This is a genomic window from Vibrio ishigakensis (assembly GCF_024347675.1).
Classification (GTDB): Bacteria; Pseudomonadota; Gammaproteobacteria; order Enterobacterales; family Vibrionaceae; genus Vibrio; species Vibrio ishigakensis.
Genome location: NZ_AP024881.1, coordinates 1,184,489 through 1,204,278, shown reverse-complemented (window position 1 = coordinate 1,204,278; position 19,790 = coordinate 1,184,489). Strand labels below are relative to the sequence as shown.

The window sequence follows — 19,790 nt, the reverse complement described above, 5'->3', positions numbered from 1 at the left end:
TTTTATGTTCAATGACTAAGCGCGATTAAGCTAGCTCAGTTTGAAGCCATGGCCAGCCTTGCTTCTTACGGCTAAGGGTGTTTTCCATCATAAGTACGCCATTGTCAGCGTGCTTGTCTAGCTTCGCAGCCCACTCACCTTTGTATAGAAGACGAGTTGTTGCAGTAGTGATGTCAGTCAGCATTACTGCTGCAAACGCTAGGCCTTCTTCAGAGCAGCGGCGCTCTAGGTCTTGCTCTAGTGCTTCGATTTGACCGTCTACTTGCTCAAGAGTCGCAAGCTCAATCTGACCAACTACTACGTCGCGACCGTTGAATGGGTAAGCTTTAAGGTCTTTCTCAACTAGCTCAGCTGGGGATAGGCCTTCGATATCAGTCTTAGCGATTAGAAGCGCTTTGATAAATGCGTCTAGGTCTTCAACTTCAGCAATCTTAGCAAGTGCTTCAACTGCGTCCTTGTCTTTTTGAGTACAAGTTGGAGATGCAAAACCTACAGTGTCAGAAAGGATAGCTGACAGCATTACAACTGCAGTTGATTTAGGGATCTCGTAACCTTCAATCTGGAACATGTTGAACAGTACTGTACAAGAACAGCCTACAGGCCAGATCCATGCTTCAAGTGGGTTAACTGTCATCACGTCACCTAGACGGTGGTGGTCAACGATACCTAGAATTTCTGCTTCGTTGATGTCGTCTGGTGCTTGAGCCAGATCGCTGTAGTCAACAAGCCAAACTTTCTCGCCTGCTACTGAGGTACGGAACTCAGGTTGCTCAAGACCCGCTTGCTCTAGAATGTGTTGAGTCTCGCGGTTAATTTCCCCTTGGCGAATTGGCATTGCTTCAACGCCACGTGCTTTAAGAAAATCTGTAGCCGCTAGAGCTGCACAGATGCTATCGCTATCAGGGTTCTTATGACCAACAACTAAAATCATCACTATTCCTATAATGTTTTGTCCAATGTTACGTCTACTATTAGACGTTGTAGTGTCGCTATTATACTCAATCAAACTCAAGTTTCTAGCTATACTAAAACGCTGTCATATACCTTAATTTTACTAGGGATTTAGGGGCTATTTGCATAGGTCAAGAATTGGGTTAACCAAATTCTATTCAGTGAATGAATATTATATTCAGCAAGGATATGTATATCTAGCTAACAAACATTCACCATTTAACTCAATTTTGACATCAAAACTCCCAGAATCTCTATCAATTTGAGCCTTTGAGGTGTAAGGTTTTGCACGCTCAAACTATGTTGAATAACCAGTTGAAATAAATGTTTAATTTCGCCAATTTTTACCAACTTATCGCTCAGGATACTCGCCTCCATCCTTGGCTAGAAATCCTGCCAAAACAGCTTATCGAATGGCAACGTGCTGAACACGGTGACTTTGACCGCTGGCTGAGAGCTCTCAACAAGATTCCTGCCCTTTCTCCTGACAATATTGAACTCAAATATGAGGTGAGTGTATCTAACAAACACCCACTTATTGAGGGAGAGAAGAAGAAACTAGAAAACTTGTTAAGGACTTTCCACCCTTGGCGTAAAGGCCCATACAATTTGCACGATATCCATATCGACACTGAATGGCGCTCAGACTGGAAATGGGATCGCCTACTTCCACATATTTCGCCTTTGAAGAACCGTTCGGTATTGGATGTGGGCTGTGGTAATGGCTATCACATGTGGCGCATGCTGGGTGAAGGCGCGCGTTTATGTGTTGGTATCGACCCATCGCATCTGTTCTTGGTGCAATTTGAAGCCGTGCGCAAAATGATGAACAACGATCAGCGTGTTCACCTGTTGCCACTGGGCATCGAGCAGCTTCCTGAACTAAAAGCCTTTGACACTGTCTTTAGCATGGGCGTGCTCTATCACCGCCGCTCTCCACTGGATCATATTGTTCAGCTTAAGAACCAACTTGTCCCAGGTGGTGAGATGGTGCTAGAGACTCTAGTTATCGATGGAGACGAGAATGCGGTACTGGTACCGGCGGACAGATACGCTCAAATGCGTAATGTCTACTTCTTCCCTTCAGCGAAGGCACTTAAGGTATGGATGGAGAAGTGTGGCTTAGTGAATGTTCGTATCGTTGACGAGAACGTAACCTCGGTTGGCGAACAGCGCAGCACTGAGTGGATGACACACAACTCACTACCTGAATATCTAGACCCTACCGATCCAAGTAAAACCGTCGAGGGATACCCTGCTCCACGACGCGCTATCTTGATTGGTGAAAATCCTCAATAAATTGAGCGTTTTGTTTGTAAATTGCACAACTCTTTGTGAGATAACACGTTGAAACTTCACGAAGAATTTTTTATAAGCTACACTCGATTGAGAGTAATTGAATAGCCACAGATTGCACAAAATCAAAGTGGTTAAACTCGTTAAATAATAGAAAACAATAATAGGCCAACAATGCTCAAGCACATTGTCATCTTATCCGGTGTTTTAGTACTTTCCGGATGTGTTAGCTCTCAAAAAGCTCAAGAGGAAGAGAGACAATTTAGACAGGAGTCGATGCAAGCTATTGAGACCTCAGAGCAGAATATTACGCAGCAGCTAGATGCCCTGAGAACCACAATAGAATCCCAAAATTCAACCATAGTCAGCCTACAAGACAATGTATCTGTACTATCGAGAAGAGTAGACAATCTGGCTAAGCAGAACGCAAGACAACTGCTTGATGAAAGTCAGAAGAAACCAGAACCGATTGTGATTCCTGCGACGCCTATTGCAGAGACACAAACCGTGCTTGGCTCAATTGAAATGGTCGAGTTCGAACAGATCAACCAGAGCTTTGAAGCGCGTATCGATACCGGCGCTGCGACCTCGTCGCTAAACGCGGTCGATATTCAAGAATTTGAGCGTAACGGCAATAAGTGGGTGCGTTTCAACCTATCTACGGATAAGGAAGAGGATGCCGAGCCAGTATGGATGGAGGCGCCACTGATTCGCTACGCTAAGGTACGTCAATCCAACACTGCGAAAGCAGAGCGACGTGCCGTGATTGAGCTTTGGATTAAGCTGGGCGATATCCGTGAGAAAGCACAATTTACTTTGGCAGACCGCAGCCATATGACTCATGCGGTACTTTTGGGACGCGAGTTTATCAAGGACATCGCATTAGTAGACGTAAGCAAGACTTACGTTCAAACAAAACCACAACAGCAGTGACATTTTAGGTCGCATCGAGAATAAGGATTGTTATGACTTCACGAGTGCCGTTTTATATTTTTATCGCCTTGTTGATCGTCGCGGGTGCTACGTTAATGATCCAGCGCCACGACTCCTACGGGGTACCTTGGACTCCAGGCGAAAGCCGAGAGCTCTGGGATGTGGAAGCGCGCGTTGAGCTAGTCGCAAACGGGGAGCCAGTAACGGTTTCTCTTGCTGCGCCTAGCACGCAAAACGGCTATACCCTAGTCGATGAGTCAACCTCATCACCAGGCTATGGCGTTGCTTTCGTTACTTCGGACATCGGTCGCCGCGCGGAATGGACCATACGTCACGCTGAAGGCCCGCAAACCATTTATTATAAGGCACAGTTCCTTGTAGACCCTCAGGCTAAGGTTAAACCCCTACAGCCTGAAGAGATCGAACCGCCAACGTTCGATGGCCCCCAAGAAGCTGCCGCTCAAGCCATCATCGCAGAAGCCACTGAGCGAAGTGCCAACGATCAAACCTTTGCTCGTGAGCTTATTCGTAAACTAAACGATGAGAACAGCCAGAACGCTGCGCTACTTCTAAATCAGTTTACTAAGCCTGAAGCGCTAGCTGCCCTACTCTCTTACGCTGAAGTACCTAACAAAACCGTTGGCGTTATTCAGCTAGAAGACGGTCGCCGTCGTCAGACCATACAACCTATGGTTGAGGTGTGGAATGGCGAGGATTGGACGCTGTTCAATGCTGAGACTGGTGCGCAAGGGCAAGATGAGAACACCCTTATCTGGGATGAGTCTAACGTATCACTACTGGACGTAACTGGCGGTCGTAACAGCCAAGTGCTGTTCTCTATGATTGCTCAGGATATCTCCCCTCGCGCAGCAACGGCGAGCAAGGTGCGTTCTGATGACCTGCTAAATTTCTCAATCCATAGCCTGCCCCTAGAAGAGCAATCGATGTTTAAGACCATCATGCTTATCCCTATCGGTGCGCTTATCGTAGTATTCCTGCGTATTCTGATTGGTTTGAAGACCTCAGGTACCTTTATGCCAGTTCTGATTGCGGTAGCTTTCGTACAGACACAACTGGTCACAGGTATTGTCGGCTTCCTATTGATTGTAGGTACAGGTCTGGTTATTCGAAGTTACCTGTCCAAGCTTAACCTCTTGTTGGTGGCGCGAATATCGGCGGTGATCATTACCGTTATCCTGATCATTTCTGTGTTCACCATCGTTGCATTCAACATAGGTCTGGTTGAGGGTCTATCTATTACCTTCTTCCCAATGATCATCCTATCTTGGACTATCGAGCGTATGTCTATCCTATGGGAAGAAGAAGGTGCGAAAGAGGTAATGCTTCAAGGCGGTGGCTCACTACTGACTGCGGTGCTTGTATACCTTGCAATGACCAATACCTATGTGCAGCACCTAACGTTCAACTTTATCGGCGTACAGCTAATCGTACTGGCGGCGATCCTAATGCTAGGTAACTACACGGGTTATCGTTTGACAGAGCTTCGTCGCTTCAAACCTCTGGCGGAGGATTAAATTATGTTTAATCAATTTACTTCGCCATTTAAGATCCGCGCCAAAGGCATTATGGGCATGAACCAGCGTAACCACAGTTACATTGGTAAATATAATGACCGTAGTAAATTTCCTTTGGTGGACGATAAGCTTAAAACCAAGCAAATCGCTGAGCTTCACGGGGCAACCACCCCTGCCCTGATTGGTGTTATTAGCCATCAAGCGGAAGTGAAGCGCATCCATAAAATGGTAAAAGACTGGCCGGGCTTTTGCATTAAGCCCGCTCAAGGAAGTGGTGGTAAAGGCATCCTAGTTATCCTGTCACACAAAGACGGCGTTTACACCAAGCCATCCGGTGATACGGTTAACGAAGAAGACGTAGAACGCCATATCAGTAACACACTAGCGGGTTTGTTCTCGCTAGGTGGCAAGAACGACGTGGCCGTAGTTGAGAACCTAATCAAGTTCGATGACTGCTTCGATGGTTTCAGTTACGAAGGTGTGCCTGATGTGCGTATTATCGTATTTAAAGGCTACCCTGTGATGGCTATGATGCGTCTATCTACCTCAGCATCAGATGGCAAGGCGAACCTTCACCAAGGTGCGGTAGGTGTTGGCGTTGATATTGCGACAGGCAAGGCTGTGCGAGCGGTTCAGTACGACCTTCCAGTAACCCACCACCCAGATACAGGTAAGGATCTAATGAGCCTTCAGGTGCCACACTGGGAGCGTCTGCTTGTTCTTGCCTCGAGCGCTTGGGAGATGACCGGACTCGGTTATATGGGTACCGACATGGTACTCGATCGTGAAGAAGGCCCTATGGTACTGGAACTGAATGCTCGTCCTGGACTGGCGATTCAGATCGCTAACGGTACTGGTCTACTACCCCGCCTCAATCATATCGAAAACCTTGGCGTTACCGCTGAGTATCCGAGACCGGCAGAGCGCGTTGCCTATGCGGCTAAGCAGTTTGCTGCCAAATTCGATTAAGCGAAATACAAATAACTAGGGCTCCCAAATGGGAGCCCTTTTTTATACCAGTCGAATTACTTATTCAGCGCTTCTTTATAGTGAATACGACATACAGATACGTACTTGTCGTTGCCACCTATGGCCACCTGATCACCCTCAGCGATTGGGTTGCCATGCTCGTCAGTACGGATCACCATATTCGCCTTACGACCACAGTGACAAATAGTCTTCAGCTCAACCAGTTTATCGGCCCAAGCTAAAAGATGACGACTACCCTCGAATAACTCACCTTGGAAGTCAGTACGAAGGCCATAACAAAGTACAGGTACTCTCAGCTTATCTACCACTTCAGTCAGTTGATACACCTGTTCTTTGGTCAGGAACTGGCTCTCATCCACCAGCACACAGTGATATTTTGCTTCATCGCTGAACTCTTTCATCATGGTGTACAGGTCCGTTTGATTATCAAACAGATGCGCATCCGATTGAAGGCCGATACGCGAAGTCACCTTACCTACCCCATAGCGATTATCTAGTGCTGCGGTAAACACAATAGGGTTCATTCCACGCTCTTGATAGTTAAACGCCGATTGCAATAAAGTAGTTGATTTACCTGCGTTCATCGCTGAATAGTAAAAATATAGCTGAGCCAAAACCTGATCCTGAAAATTGGTTAAAATAAAGGGCTGAAAACTCAGCCCTAAAATATATTTCTTTTAAATCTAATTACTTACGACGCCACGTAGTGCCTTCAGGGCCGTCTTCTAGCACGATACCCATCTCGTTAAGTTTGTCACGTGCAAGATCAGCATTAGCCCAATCTTTAGAAGCACGAGAGTCGTTGCGCAGTTTGATCAGCGCTTCGATTTCTGCAACTTCATCATCAGCTTGGCCGCCCTGTAAGAAGGCTTCTGGCTCTTGATGAAGGATACCGATAACGTCTGCCAATTCACGCATTAGCGCACCTAGCTTACTCGCCGCCTCCAGGTCATCGCCCTTAATACGGTTGATTTCACGCGCCATTTCAAACAGCACAGAGTATGCCTCTGGAGTGTTGAAGTCATCGTTCATTGCTGCCGTGAAGCGAGATACATATTCTTCACCGCCCGCAGGCTCAACGCTTAGATCAAGACCACGTAGTGAGGTATAGAGACGTTCTAGTGAAGCACGCGCTTGGTTTAGATTATCTTCGCTGTAGTTCAGCTGGCTACGATAGTGACCTGACATTAGGAAGTAACGCACAGTTTCTGCATCGTAATGACCAAGTACGTCACGGATTGTGAAGAAGTTGCCTAGAGATTTAGACATCTTTTCGCGGTCAACCATTACCATACCGCTGTGCATCCAAGTATTTACATACTGGGTATCGTGGGCGCAGCATGACTGAGCAATTTCATTCTCATGGTGTGGGAACTGAAGATCAGAACCACCACCGTGAATGTCAAAGTGATCACCTAGGATTGAAGAGTTCATCGCAGAACACTCGATGTGCCAACCTGGACGACCTGGACCCCATGGAGATTCCCAAGTAGGTTCGCCTGGCTTAGACATCTTCCACAGCACGAAATCTAGTGGGCTACGTTTTGCTGCTTCAATATCAACACGAGCACCGGCTTGAAGTTGCTCTAGGTCTTGGCCTGAAAGCTTGCCGTATTGGTCAAACTTACCCACCTCAAACATAACGTCACCGTTGTCAGCAACGTAAGCGAAACCGCGCTCAATAAGCTTTTCAACCAGCGCTACGATCTCAGAGATAAACTCAGTAGCACGAGGTTCGATATCTGGACGCTTCATGTTCAGCGCGTCAAAGTCAGCGTGCATTTCGCCAATCAAACGCTCGGTTAGAGAGTCACAGCTCTCGCCGTTTTCGTTTGCACGCTTGATGATCTTGTCGTCGATATCAGTGATGTTGCGTACGAAGGTTAGGTCGTAACCTAGATATCTTAGATAGCGAGAAACAACATCGAAAGACACGAACGTACGACCGTGACCGATATGACATAAGTCGTAGATGGTTACCCCACACACATACATGCCTACTTTGCCAGCATGAATTGGTTTGAATTCTTCTTTTTGACGAGTGAGTGTGTTGTAGATCTTTAACATCGGCTCTTAGGTAAATTGGGAAAAAGTGGGCGACAGTATACCAAGGCTTATAGCGTTAGGTAACATAAAAGTCCGATTACGGTTGAATGTCCTGAGAGTTTGGTTAGAATTTGGGTCGATTTATCCATTCAATTAAAGGACATACCTATGATCACCCTTCACACCAACCACGGTGATATCAAGATTGAACTGAACCACGACAAAGCACCTATCACAGCGGCTAACTTCGAACAGTATTGTAAAGACGGCTTCTATGACAACACGCTTTTCCACCGCGTTATTGATGGTTTCATGATTCAAGGTGGCGGTATGACTTCTGGTCTTCGCGAAAAAGCAACTCGCGATTCGATCAAGAACGAAGCAAACAACGGCCTAAGCAACGAAGTAGGTACTCTTGCAATGGCACGTACTATGGAACCGCACTCAGCGAGCTCTCAATTCTTCATCAACGTTAACAACAACACCTTCCTAGACTTCAAATCTGAAGACATGCAAGGTTGGGGTTACTGTGTATTCGGCAAAGTAGTTGAAGGCATGGACGTAGTAAACAAGATCAAGGGCGTAAGCACCGGCAGCATGGGTATGCACCAAGATGTTCCTCTAGAGGAAGTTATCATCACTGGTACTACTATCGCTTAATCAGCTGATTATAAGAAATCGCCTGTATCAGGCGATTTTTTTTTGCTCGAGATAAACTATGCGTACACTCTTTATTTCCGACCTGCACCTGACGCCCGACCGCGAAGATATCACTGCCGCGTTCGAAACCTTTATGCGTCACGATACCAAAGGAGCGGATGCGGTTTATATCCTAGGTGACCTATTTGAATTCTGGGTGGGTGACGACGATGACACGCCATTCAATGTGAAGATTCTAGAGATCATCAAGGACCTGGTCGATTCGGGTGTTCCTTGTTTCTTTGTACAAGGAAACCGAGACTTCCTAGTTGGACAACGCTTTACTAAACGCACTGGCGCAACACTACTCGGCGACGAGACCCTTATCGATCTCTATGGCCGTGCAACGCTCATCATGCACGGCGATACCTTGTGTACCGATGACGTTAAGTATCAAGAATTTCGCGCTAAGGTTCATCAAAAATGGCTTCAGTGGGTCTATAACCACACTCCTCTCAGCTGGCGCAAAAAGCTAGTTAAGAAGGTACAAAGCGATGCAAAAAGCGAAAAGCAAACTAAGTCTTACGACATTATGGACGTGAACAAAGACGCTGTGCTTGACGCTATGGCGCGTCACAATGCAGACCTACTTATTCATGGTCATACTCACAGACCCGCCTTTCACGACTTAGAAAACAATAAACAGCGTATCGTTTTAGGTGATTGGTATACTAACAGCTCTATATTAGAGGTCACTGCCGATAATATAGAATTGATATCTAGCCCTTTATAAGTATATTTTGGGGTAGATTTACCCCTTTATTCTTTGTGACCCAGTTTAAAAACCCCACCCATCTGGTCAACTTTTAATCTTATTTTTAAGATAATAATTTCAATTATATTATTCTTGGCTATTATCAATATACCTTTTATCGCTTTGCTCTCTTCATGTTCAGCAATTTTATAGCCAGACAACCTATCTTCGATAGTCGTATGCAAGTTCATGCTTATGAGCTCTTATACAGGCAAAGTGAAGAAAATTTTTTCCCAAATATCTGTAAAGAGCATGCTACGCGTTCAGTAGCAACAGACTTTCATCTGGATAACAGTTGCTATCTAGCAGGGAAGAACAAAGCCTTTATTAACTTCACCCATGACTCTATTATTCAAGGCCTGCCCTATTTTCTTGATGCCGAAAAAATAGTGGTTGAGGTCTTAGAAGGTGAGGAGCTGTCAGCTGATTTGTTAAAAGCGATTAAAGAGCTTCACCTTGCAGGGTATGAAATAGCGCTTGATGACTACACCCCGTCCGGCTCTTGGTCAAAGGCCTACCCTTTTATTTCCTATATTAAATTCGACTTTAAGCACCTCACCATGCTTGAAGCCGGTCAATATATATCCAACTTAAATTTTAAGCACATTACATTTATCGCTGAAAAGATAGAAACAAGGGGCCAACTCCTCGAAGCTAAACAAATAGGTTTTGATCTATTCCAAGGTTTCTATCTAGCCGAACCTCAGATATTACAGAAGCTGCCACAAAGCCGAGACTATAGAAAAACCTTTGAGGTGAACTATCAAACCCTAGCGGAGCTTGATTCCAAATATAGCCTCATTGCAAGCGAACAAAATCTAGTCGAATTCTTAAATCTCGACCAGATACCCGGTCAAGCCATAGGCAAATAAACTCGCGAGCTTAATTTAACCTGAATATAATGGGCATATTGCTTATTTTGTTTGTATTAAATTATGACTTCACACCTTACAAAGCCTTGTCGCTGCCACAGTGGCAAGTCTTATCAAGACTGCTGCTATTCCATTCACCAAGATGTAAAACTGGCCACTCGCCCAGAGCAGCTTATGCGAGCGCGCTACTGCGCCCATGAATTGGAGTTAGTCGACTTTGTAGTAGAAACCTATCACCCAAGTTGCAACGCTCAAGAAGAGCGCAACGCTATCGCTGAATCTATTGCCGGCAATTGGTGCCTGCTTGAAGTAGTCAGCAGTGAAGAGGGGGCTACCCCTGATGAGGGCTTTGTTACCTTCAATGCTTATTTTACTGAAGATAAACGACGCTACAGCATGACCGAGAAGTCTCGCTTTGTTCGCGAAAACGGTCGATGGTATTACCTAGATGGTGAAATGTACGACTTCCCACTTGCGGTTAAAAAGCCTGGGCGAAACGACCCTTGCTTGTGCGGTAGTGGCAAAAAATACAAAAAATGCTGCGGATAACAAAAAGGCCCTTGCGGGCCTTTTTCAGTCTTAATTACTTGTGACGCTCTTTAAGCTTATCGATAACATCGCTGAATGAGAGACCTTGGTCTTGCAACAGTACCATGAGGTGATACACCAAGTCCGCTGACTCACAGATTAGCTCCGCCTTATCACCCGACGTCGCCGCAAGCGCGACTTCAACGCCTTCTTCGCCCACTTTTTGCGAAATACGCTTGGTGCCACGGGCATACAGACTTGCTGTGTAAGAGGAGTCAGGATCAGCATTTTTTCGCTCAGCCAACAAAGATTCAAGTTGATGAAGCCACACCATCTGCGACTCCTCCTGCGGATCCAGATCCCAGCAAGTAGTATTGCCTAGATGGCAGGTTGGGCCTATAGGCTTAACCTTTACCAATAGAGTGTCATTGTCGCAATCCAGTGCCATGTTCACCAGCTGCAGGACGTTGCCAGATGTTTCACCTTTAGTCCAAAGACGCTGCTTAGTACGCGAGAAAAAAGTCACCTGCCCCGTTTCTGCAGTTTTTTGTAACGCGTCTTGGTTCATGTACCCCATCATTAGCACTTGGCTAGAGGTAAAGTCTTGAACAATAGCTGGTACCATGCCATCGACTTTATCCCAGTCGAGTCTTTCAGAAAGTGCTGTTACTTCGGCTGTTGAGAAGCTCATAGTCTTACCTCGATACCCTGTTGTTTCAAATATTGCTTCAGCTCACCAATATTGATGACCTGTTTATGAAATACCGATGCCGCCAACGCGCCATCTACATTAGTTTGCTTATAGGCATCAGCAAAGTGCTCCATAGCACCGGCACCGCCAGAGGCGATAAGTGGTACGTTACACACCTCACGAACCATATTTAGCTGCTCAAGGTCATAACCGTTGCGAACGCCATCTTGGTTCATCATGTTAAGCACGATCTCACCTGCACCGCGCTTTTGCACCTCTTGTACCCAGTCACGAGTTTCCCACTTAGTTGCCTTAGTGCGCTCCTCATCACCGGTAAATTGATACACCTGATACTTGCCGGTCTCTTTGTCATAGTAAGAGTCGATACCTACCACGATGCACTGCACACCAAATTTGTCTGCAAGATTGGTAATTAGCTCTGGATTCGCTAGTGCTGGCGAGTTGATGGACACCTTGTCTGCACCAAACTCAAGAATGCGTGATGCGTCTTCAGCAGATTTAATACCACCAGCTACACAGAATGGGATATCAATAACCTCGGCAACGCGAGCCACCCAGCTTTTATCGACAACACGACCATCACTTGAGGCCGTTATGTCATAGAACACCAACTCATCGGCACCCTCTTCAGCGTAGCGCTGAGCTAGAGGTACGATATCGCCGATGATCTCGTGGTTACGGAACTGAACGCCCTTTACCACCTGGCCATCGCGAACGTCCAAGCAAGGGATTATGCGTTTTGCCAACATGCGAACGCCTCCTCTGCTGTAAATTTGCCATCCAATAGTGCGCGGCCTACGATAACGCCACGTACACCGGTATCTTTCAGCGCTTCGATATCCGCAAGGCTGCCGATACCGCCAGAAGACTGGAAGTGCACCTGAGGGTAAAGATTACAAAGGTCGGTATACAGCTCAACGTTAGAGCCAGTTAGGGTGCCATCCTTAGAGATGTCGGTACAAAGCACATGCTTAAGGCCAACGGTTAGGAAGTCTTCGATAAGCGCTTCTATAGTCACACCTGAATCTTCCTGCCAGCCTGAGATAGCCACTTTACGATTACCAAAGCTGTCGATGTTCACATCCAGCGCCAGAACGATACGCTCTGGGCCGTATTTGCTCATCCACTCTTTTACCATCGCTGGATTCTTAACCGCAGTAGAGCCTACCACTACGCGCTCGGCGCCTGCTTCAAGAAGGCCGATAACGTCTTGCTCACTGCGAACACCACCACCGATTTGAATCGATGCAGGCGTACTTGCGAGAAGCTTAGCGATAAGGTCAAGCTGACGGGCTGTGGTATCTTTGGCACCGGTTAGGTCAACCAGGTGTAGCCAGTTAGCGCCCGCTTGATGATAAAGATTAAATTGCTCGGCTGGGTCGACTTTATACTCAGTTACCTGACCATAGTCACCTTGATACAAACGGACTACCTGTCCCTCAATTAAGTCTAATGCTGGAATAATCACTACAGCTCCAAAAAGTTTTTGATCAATTGTGAACCCGCTTTCGACGAGCGCTCTGGGTGGAATTGTACCCCATAGTAGTTACCGCTCTGAATCGCAGCGCTAAAAGGCATACCATAATCACAGCTTGCGATAGTGTAGTCACCGACCGGCATGGCAAAGCTGTGTACGAAGTAGAAATACTCGCCAGATTCTATGCCTTTGAACAATGGGTGCCCTGCTTTCGCTTCAACCGTGTTCCAGCCCATATGTGGAAGTGGATACTCTTTGCTATCCAGCTTGCGCACTTCGCCTTCACACAATCCAAGGCAAGGTACAATTTCATCTGCCTTCTGCCCTTTCTCTTCAGACAGCTTGCCGAGAAGTTGCATACCAAGACAGATGCCAAGCAGTGGCTTTTCAACCTGCTTTACTAGCTCAATCAAATTGCGCTCTTCAAGGTTTTGCATCGCTTCGCTAGCGGTGCCAACACCTGGAAGAAAGAGCTTGTCTGCGGCAAGTACTACCTGAGGGTCTTTTGATACAGTGACCTCATATCCTAGGCGCTCAATAGCGAAACGTACCGAAGATACGTTGGCACAACCTGTATCAATAATTACTACATTTTGAGAAGTCATTGGTTGTCCTTACAGCATGCCTTTACTACTTGGAAGTTCGTTACCTTCTACCTTGATAGCCTGACGAAGTGTACGACCAAACGCCTTAAACAGACTCTCAATAATGTGGTGGTCGTTATCACCAGTAGAAGATAGGTGCAATGTGCAAGCCAGTGCATCGGTCAGTGAGCGGAAGAAGTGAACCACCATCTCTGTAGAGAAGTCACCTACGTTTTCACGGCTGAACTTGGCATCGAACTTAAGGTATGGACGACCCGAAAGATCAAGACCACACTGAGCTAGACACTCATCCATAGGAAGAGAGAAACCGAAGCGGCCGATACCGCGCTTGTCACCTAGCGCCTCTTTGAGAGCCTGGCCTAGAGCAAGCGCTGTATCTTCTACCGTGTGGTGGTCATCGATGTGCAAGTCACCTTTAACACTTAGCTTCATCTGAAAACCGCCGTGCGTTGCGATCTGATCAAGCATATGGTCAAAGAAACCCATACCCGTATCGATCTCGTTACCACCGGTTTCATCAAGATTTACTGCAACGCGAATGTCGGTCTCTTTAGTAGTGCGAATAACCTCAGCAGTACGCGGATTAGTGGTTAGTTTCTTAACGATGTCCAACCAGCCCATGGTTTCTGGGTTGTATTGAATACCCTCGATAGCCATATTCTCAGCCAGTTGAAGGTCAGTTTGACGATCGCCAATCACTGCAGAGGTCTTAAAGTCTACCTTGCCCTGCTGAAGATAACCTTTCACAAGACCTAGCCTTGGTTTGCGGCAAGAGCAGTTGTCTTCTTCAAAGTGTGGACAGATAAGTACATCATCGAATTTCACGCCTTGAGATTCAAAGATGTGCATCATCATGTTGTGTGGTGCATCGAAGTCAGCTTGAGGATAGCTGTCGGTACCAAGACCATCTTGGTTGGTCACCATCACTAGGCGGTAACCGGCATCTTGCAGTTTAAGCAGGCTAGGAATCACAAATGGCTCTAGCACTAGCTTATCCAGTCTATCAACCTGAAAGTCTACTGGCGGCTCAACAATTAAGGTGCCGTCGCGGTCGATAAATAAAATCTTTTGTGGGTTGCTCATAATTGTTCCTTACTTATGTTGAGCGTCCTACACAGCAAACTGCTGTGTGATAAATTCGATGGTTCTTTGGCACTCTTGGTTATCACCAATACTGATGCGAACACAATCGGCAATCGGTGAGTTGCGAAGAATAATGCCCTCATCCCAAGCTGCCTTAAATAGTACATCCCCTTGTGGGAATTTAACCAACAGATAGTTGCCGTAACCTGGATATACTTCAACGCCAGGCAGTTCTGACAGCGCCGATTGAAGCTGAGCTCGATTCTCAGTGATGGTTTTTACCTGCTGAGTCACTCGCTCTAGGCCTTGCGCTGATAGCGCTTGAACTGCGATATCGGCTACTGGCACAGGCACTGGATATGGCGCTATCACCTTAAGAAGCACATTAATCAGCTCTTCATTTGCCAGGGTGAAACCGCAGCGAAGACCGGCAAGTGCAAACGCCTTTGACATGGTGCGAAGGATGGCTAGGTTCTGATATTCAGCCAGAAGCTCAACTGTAGATGCCTCTGGGCAGAAATCGATATAGGCTTCGTCCATCACCACGATAGCGCGGTCTTTGGTCATCTCCAGCAGAGCAACGATGTCTTCGCGGTTAATCAGATTACCGGTTGGGTTATTTGGCGAGCAAACGAATACCAACTTCACGTCGTCTAGGTTTTTCTCAATCGACTCAAGGTCTAGTTGCCACTCATCGGTCAGTGGTACTAGTTTGCGCTCGACACCAATGGTCTCAGCACTGATAGAGTACATACCATAGGTTGGCGGACAAAAAAGGATGGCATCTTGGTTCGGTTCACAATAAGCGCGAATCAAAAGCTCGATACCTTCATCGGCGCCACGTGAGGTCAGCACCTGGGCAGGTGCGACACCAGCATACGCGGCATAGGCTTCGATAAGCTCTTTTGGCTGACATTCGCTATAGCGATTAAGGCGTGACGCCTCAACCTGATATTGGTTGTCGAATGGGGATTCATTGGCATTTAGCCAAACATCGCCACTGCCACCGATACGTCTTGCAGACAGGTACGGTGTCAGGGCTTGAACTTGTTTTCGGGCTAACTTTTCCATGTCGTGATTCCTTTTATCTGGCTGCTAGTTTTTCTACTCGAATGGTTACAGCGCGTTTGTGCGCATCCAAACCTTCCGCTTCAGCCATGGTAACCACGGTTGGCGCCAATGCTGCTAGACCGTCTGCGCTTAGCTCTTGCACTGTCATGCGCTTGCTAAAGTCAGCCAGGCCTAGACTCGAGTAGGTGCGAGTGTAACCATAAGTTGGAAGCACGTGGTTCGTACCCGAGGCGTAATCCCCTGCTGACTCTGGAGACCAGTCGCCAAGGAAGATAGAACCAGCGTTGTCTAGGATAGGTAGCAGTTCACGTGGATTCTTGGTCTGAACAATCAGGTGTTCAGGGCCATAGTAATTTGAAATCGAGACTGCTTGAGTCAAAGACTCGGCGATAATGATAAGGCTTGATGCCAGCGCTTGCTGAGCGATATCACTACGAGAAAGCTCTTTAAGCTGACGCTGAACCGCATCGGTAACCTGGTCCGCAATCAGTACTGATGGCGTAACTAGCACTACCTGAGAGTCTGGACCGTGCTCGGCTTGGCTAAGAAGGTCTGCTGCAATGAAGTCTGCATCCGCAGTTTCATCAGCAATCACTAGCACCTCAGACGGGCCAGCTGGCATATCGATAGCCGCGCCGCGAAAATCATTGCTTACCTGACGCTTAGCTTCAGTCACATACGCATTGCCCGGACCAAAGATCTTATCAACCTTAGCCACAGTCTCAGTGCCGTAAGCCATAGCCGCAACCGCTTGACCACCACCCACGTTGTATACCTCATCGATATTACATAGCTTGGCAACATACAGGATCTCATCTGCGATCGGCGGAGGAGAACACAATACAACCTTACGACATCCTGCAATCTGAGCCGGCACACCCAGCATTAGAACCGTAGATGGAAGTGGCGCACTGCCACCTGGAATATAAAGACCAACGGTATTAATTGGACGAGTTACTTGCTCACACAGCACGCCAGGTTGAGTCTCAACCTTAATAGGCTGAGGCTTTTGTGCATTGTGGAAAACAGAAATGTTTTTGTAAGCCTGCTCAAGGGCCGCTTTCATCTCAGGGGTTAGACGCTCAGATGCCTCATCGATCTCTTGAGAAGTAACGCGGATGTTGTCTAGTTCAACACCGTCAAACTTTGCGGTTAGCTCTTTTAGCGCCGCGTCACCGTCTTGTTTAACCTTGTCTACAACCGCAGAAACCGCGGCTGTAATGTTCGCACCTTCAGCGATAGCAGGACGTTGCAATACTGCATTTTGCTGCTCGTCGCTAAGGGTTTGCCAAGTTACCGTTCTCATCGCTTACTCCATCATCTTCTCAATCGGTAGTACTAGGATTGAGCTCGCGCCCAACTCTTTTAGTTGTTCCATGGTTTCCCAGAACAGGTTCTCAGAGCTCACTAGATGGATAGCAACCTTAGATGAGTCAGATGACAGAGGAAGTACAGTTGGGTCTTCTGCACCTGGAAGAAGAGCGGTTACTTGCTCTAGCTTGTCCTGTGGTGCATGTAGCATGATGTATTTAGATTCTTTTGCCTGCTGAACACCTTGCATACGGGTCAGCAGTTTCTCGATTAGGTCTAGCTTGTCTTGTTCAACGATGCCATCACGTTGGATAAGAGTCGCTTTAGAGCGGAAAATAACCTCGGCCTCTTTTAGGCCATTCGCTTCAAGGGTTGCACCTGTTGAAACAAGGTCAGCGATACCGTCAGCAAGGCCAGCGCGTGGCGCGACTTCAACCGACCCAGTAAGCATACAGGTACTGAAATCGATGCCCTGCCCGTCCATGTATGCTTTAAGAAGGTGTGGATAGCTAGTTGCGATACGCTTACCGGCAAGGTCTTGAGGACCGTTGTAATCCAACTCTTTATCAACGGCGATAGATAGTCGGCAACCACCAAAGTCTAGGCGACGTAGCGTTTTAAACTCAGCTGGCTGACCAGTGGCTTTACGCTCTAGGCGAACTTCTTCTAGTTCGTTCTCACCGATAAAGCCTAGGTCGACCACGCCGTCCATAATAAGACCCGGGATGTCATCGTCACGAACCAGCAGCAGATCGATTGGAGTATTCAGTGAGTGGGCCACAAGACGCTCACCCATGATGTTAAATTTCACGCCACATTTTTTCAGAAGTTCCTGACACTCCTTGCTTAGGCGACCTTTCTTTTGAATTGCGATTCTTAGACGTTGTGTTTGCATTTGTGAATTCCCTGTCAGAGGTGAATAATTTATTTAAAGTTAAAACGAAAAAACCCTTGGGGCTGGGCTCCCAAGGGTTTAAATCTTTTGTATCTCTGATTTAACCGCCGGGAGCTCGTCTCCCGGATACGCGTACCTCGCCCGAAAGACTAAACTGGGTGATGGTGGTGATGATGTAGGTTCATACCTGCAGTGCGCATACGTGGTTTTCTCAAAATTATTGCTTACCCCCACACTAACTAAGGCCACTAAACTTTGCAACCGTTTAATCATGAAAAATTATCGAATCCATTAATTTTGTTGCACATAAGTAGCGTGTGAATAAGTCGTATACCTATTGATAACTGGTATAAAAAAAGGAAGCTAGGCTTCCTTTTTCATTTACAAAATCTTAATTATGCTTTTTGACACGCGGCCATCTTAGAGCGAGAAAGCGCCGAAAGAATAAAGCACATTACCACAAAGGCTACCGACGCTGCTGCAAACGATACTGCCACTGAAGTAGTCAGACCTAGAGTAATAAAGCCAACACACGATACTGCAGCTACAGACAACGCATATGGAAGCTGAGTCTGTACGTGGTCGATGTGGTTACAACGAGCACCTGTCGACGACAGAATTGTAGTATCCGAGATTGGAGAGCAGTGGTCACCAAATACTGAACCTGCTAGTACCGCACCAAGCATCGGAAGCATCAGCGCTAGGTCTGTTGCGGCTGCCATGTCACCTGCGATAGGTAGCATGATACCGAACGTGCCCCATGAGGTACCAGTTGAGAACGCCATTACACCCGCAAGTAAGAACAGAATCACTGGAAGCCAAGCGGTATCAATATTGCCTTGAGCAAGAGTAGATAGGTAAGAACCTGTCTTCATATCACCGATAACGCCACCGATAGTCCAAGCAAAGATAAGGATAAGGATCGCACCAAACATAGAGCGAGCACCAATCCAAAGCGTGCGAGTCACTTCGATAGTTGGGATACGCTGCTTAAGTACAGTACCTAGCGCAACAAGCAGACCTACGATACCACCGTAAACAAGAGAGGTACCTACATCGGTATTCTCGAACGCACCCAGAACAGAGAACTCAAGGCCGTCAGCAGCCAGAGTTTGACCACCGGTGTACATCATAGCGGCAACAGTTGCACCGATAAGCAGCACGATAGGTAGAACCAGATCAGATACTTTGCCTTTAGTGCTTTCAGTAATATCTAGCTCTTCATGATCTTCAGCAGAAACCTTTTCGTCTCCGTCAAATCCACGGCCCTTAGACGCTTCGATTTCATGACGACGCATTGCACCGATGTCGATACGGAACCAAGCCACAACGAATACCATCAGCAGCGCGAATACGGCGTAGAAGTTCATAGGAATAAGACGAACGTACGCGCCCAGTGCTGAGTAATCGGTCATGCCGTGAGTCACTAGGATGCCACCAACGATGGTCATGATGTACGCACCCCAGCTTGATGCCGGCATAAGTACACACATAGGTGCTGCCGTTGAATCAAGGATATAGGCAAGTTTTGCACGAGATACGTGGAAACGATCCGTTACTGGGCGTGAGATTGAACCCACAGCAAGGCTATTAAAGTAATCATCAATAAAGATAAATACACCTAAAAATGCCGCCAGTAGTTTAGAGCCACGCTTGCTCTTAACGCGAGATTGAGCCCATTCAGCGAATGCACGAGTGCCGCCAGAAAGGGTAAGTAGCGCCGTCATCATGCCTAGCAAAAGTAGGAAGGCAACGATGCTCATGTTCCAAGAGTTGATACTCCCTTCTTCGATGAATACGCCGAACACGGTGTCAAAAATGTAACTAGCTGCTCCAGAAACGGAGTAATCAGCCAAAAGGAAACCGCCAACGACAATACCAGCACCAAGAGAAAGTAGTACTCGACGAGTAATAATTGCTAGTCCCAATGCCAAAATAGGTGGCAACAACGAAATGGGAGAGGAAGCAAAATCCATTAAATTCATGATCTTCTTATAACCAATTTGGTAAGAGATCTACTGTAGAAAATATT

Annotated in this window: 21 protein-coding genes and 1 other annotated feature; of the genes, 8 read left to right on the top strand and 13 right to left on the bottom strand. The window is 46.9% G+C overall.

Annotated elements, in window-relative coordinates; translation table 11 throughout:
* Positions 1–25 precede the first annotated feature (25 nt).
* A complete protein-coding gene (locus Pcarn_RS05400) occupies positions 26–931 on the bottom strand; it encodes a manganese-dependent inorganic pyrophosphatase (protein ID WP_261835367.1) in 906 nt (301 codons plus the stop codon).
* Positions 932–1,275: 344 nt separating this feature from the next.
* On the opposite strand from Pcarn_RS05400, the gene cmoB reads away from it, so the two are divergent.
* The 4 genes from cmoB (at position 1,276) to Pcarn_RS05380 (ending at position 5,684) form a co-directional block, all read left to right on the top strand.
* Positions 1,276–2,250 (top strand): tRNA 5-methoxyuridine(34)/uridine 5-oxyacetic acid(34) synthase CmoB, encoded by a 975-nt coding sequence (gene cmoB, locus Pcarn_RS05395; protein ID WP_261835366.1) that lies wholly within the window; start codon positions 1,276–1,278, stop codon positions 2,248–2,250.
* A gap of 171 nt (positions 2,251–2,421) precedes the next feature.
* Positions 2,422–3,180, top strand: coding sequence for an ATP-dependent zinc protease family protein (locus Pcarn_RS05390; RefSeq protein ID WP_261835365.1), 759 nt, complete (start codon positions 2,422–2,424; stop codon positions 3,178–3,180).
* Between the two features lie 32 nt (positions 3,181–3,212).
* Positions 3,213–4,715, top strand: coding sequence for an inactive transglutaminase family protein (locus Pcarn_RS05385; RefSeq protein ID WP_261835364.1), 1,503 nt, complete (start codon positions 3,213–3,215; stop codon positions 4,713–4,715).
* A gap of 3 nt (positions 4,716–4,718) precedes the next feature.
* Positions 4,719–5,684: an alpha-L-glutamate ligase-like protein gene (locus Pcarn_RS05380; protein ID WP_261835363.1), complete on the top strand. Its 966-nt coding sequence runs from the start codon at positions 4,719–4,721 to the stop codon at positions 5,682–5,684.
* Positions 5,685–5,740: 56 nt separating this feature from the next.
* On the opposite strand, the gene Pcarn_RS05375 is transcribed toward Pcarn_RS05380, so the two are convergent.
* Together Pcarn_RS05375 and cysS are read right to left on the bottom strand one after the other, a co-directional pair.
* On the bottom strand, positions 5,741–6,319 hold the full coding sequence (locus Pcarn_RS05375; RefSeq protein ID WP_261835362.1) for a thymidine kinase: 579 nt from the start codon (positions 6,317–6,319) through the stop codon (positions 5,741–5,743).
* A gap of 73 nt (positions 6,320–6,392) precedes the next feature.
* Positions 6,393–7,772 carry a cysteine--tRNA ligase gene (gene cysS, locus Pcarn_RS05370; RefSeq protein WP_261835361.1) on the bottom strand — a complete coding sequence of 460 codons (1,380 nt, stop codon included), beginning with the start codon at positions 7,770–7,772 and terminating at the stop codon, positions 6,393–6,395.
* Positions 7,773–7,919: 147 nt separating this feature from the next.
* Here cysS and Pcarn_RS05365 point away from each other — a divergent pair, with 147 nt between their 5' ends.
* Both Pcarn_RS05365 and lpxH read left to right on the top strand, forming a co-directional pair.
* Positions 7,920–8,411, top strand: a complete 492-nt coding sequence (locus Pcarn_RS05365; RefSeq protein ID WP_261835360.1) for a peptidylprolyl isomerase — start codon at positions 7,920–7,922, stop codon at positions 8,409–8,411.
* 58 nt (positions 8,412–8,469) lie between these two features.
* Positions 8,470–9,183, top strand: a complete 714-nt coding sequence (lpxH, locus tag Pcarn_RS05360) for a UDP-2,3-diacylglucosamine diphosphatase (protein WP_261835359.1) — start codon at positions 8,470–8,472, stop codon at positions 9,181–9,183.
* 26 nt (positions 9,184–9,209) lie between these two features.
* Here lpxH and Pcarn_RS05355 read toward each other — a convergent pair whose 3' ends face one another.
* Complete coding sequence (locus Pcarn_RS05355) at positions 9,210–9,395, bottom strand: hypothetical protein (RefSeq protein WP_261835358.1); 186 nt, start codon at positions 9,393–9,395, stop codon at positions 9,210–9,212.
* Here Pcarn_RS05355 and Pcarn_RS05350 point away from each other — a divergent pair.
* Together Pcarn_RS05350 and Pcarn_RS05345 are read left to right on the top strand one after the other, a co-directional pair.
* A complete protein-coding gene (locus Pcarn_RS05350; RefSeq protein ID WP_261835357.1) occupies positions 9,384–10,076 on the top strand; it encodes an EAL and HDOD domain-containing protein in 693 nt (230 codons plus the stop codon). The two genes, Pcarn_RS05355 and Pcarn_RS05350, sit on opposite strands and share 12 nt — an antisense overlap.
* A 63-nt stretch (positions 10,077–10,139) precedes the next feature.
* Entirely contained in the window at positions 10,140–10,625 is a 486-nt protein-coding gene (locus Pcarn_RS05345) for a YchJ family protein (RefSeq protein WP_261835356.1), read from the top strand.
* A gap of 34 nt (positions 10,626–10,659) precedes the next feature.
* On the opposite strand, the gene hisIE is transcribed toward Pcarn_RS05345, so the two are convergent.
* The 9 genes from hisIE to Pcarn_RS05300 all read right to left on the bottom strand — a co-directional run bounded on the left by hisIE (position 10,660) and on the right by Pcarn_RS05300 (position 19,743).
* Positions 10,660–11,295, bottom strand: coding sequence for a bifunctional phosphoribosyl-AMP cyclohydrolase/phosphoribosyl-ATP diphosphatase HisIE (hisIE, locus tag Pcarn_RS05340; protein ID WP_261835355.1), 636 nt, complete (start codon positions 11,293–11,295; stop codon positions 10,660–10,662).
* Positions 11,292–12,065 (bottom strand): imidazole glycerol phosphate synthase subunit HisF, encoded by a 774-nt coding sequence (hisF, locus tag Pcarn_RS05335; protein ID WP_261835354.1) that lies wholly within the window; start codon positions 12,063–12,065, stop codon positions 11,292–11,294. Before hisF ends, hisIE begins: the two co-directional genes overlap by 4 nt.
* On the bottom strand, positions 12,047–12,784 hold the full coding sequence (hisA, locus tag Pcarn_RS05330; RefSeq protein ID WP_261835353.1) for a 1-(5-phosphoribosyl)-5-[(5-phosphoribosylamino)methylideneamino]imidazole-4-carboxamide isomerase: 738 nt from the start codon (positions 12,782–12,784) through the stop codon (positions 12,047–12,049). Before hisA ends, hisF begins: the two co-directional genes overlap by 19 nt.
* On the bottom strand, positions 12,784–13,398 hold the full coding sequence (hisH, locus tag Pcarn_RS05325) for an imidazole glycerol phosphate synthase subunit HisH (protein ID WP_261835352.1): 615 nt from the start codon (positions 13,396–13,398) through the stop codon (positions 12,784–12,786). Before hisH ends, hisA begins: the two co-directional genes overlap by 1 nt.
* Positions 13,399–13,407: 9 nt before the next feature.
* A complete protein-coding gene (gene hisB, locus Pcarn_RS05320) occupies positions 13,408–14,481 on the bottom strand; it encodes a bifunctional histidinol-phosphatase/imidazoleglycerol-phosphate dehydratase HisB (RefSeq protein ID WP_261835351.1) in 1,074 nt (357 codons plus the stop codon).
* 27 nt (positions 14,482–14,508) lie between these two features.
* The gene (gene hisC, locus Pcarn_RS05315; RefSeq protein ID WP_261835350.1) at positions 14,509–15,552 is read right to left on the bottom strand and encodes a histidinol-phosphate transaminase; all 1,044 of its coding nucleotides are present in this window, start codon (positions 15,550–15,552) and stop codon (positions 14,509–14,511) included.
* A gap of 13 nt (positions 15,553–15,565) precedes the next feature.
* A complete protein-coding gene (gene hisD / locus Pcarn_RS05310) occupies positions 15,566–16,858 on the bottom strand; it encodes a histidinol dehydrogenase (RefSeq protein ID WP_261835349.1) in 1,293 nt (430 codons plus the stop codon).
* Between the two features lie 3 nt (positions 16,859–16,861).
* Positions 16,862–17,758 (bottom strand): ATP phosphoribosyltransferase, encoded by an 897-nt coding sequence (gene hisG / locus Pcarn_RS05305; RefSeq protein ID WP_261835348.1) that lies wholly within the window; start codon positions 17,756–17,758, stop codon positions 16,862–16,864.
* Between the two features lie 44 nt (positions 17,759–17,802).
* Positions 17,803–17,932, bottom strand: a sequence feature (His leader region).
* Between the two features lie 221 nt (positions 17,933–18,153).
* Complete coding sequence (locus tag Pcarn_RS05300; RefSeq protein ID WP_261835347.1) at positions 18,154–19,743, bottom strand: Na+/H+ antiporter NhaC family protein; 1,590 nt, start codon at positions 19,741–19,743, stop codon at positions 18,154–18,156.
* Between the last annotated feature and the right edge of the window lie 47 nt (positions 19,744–19,790).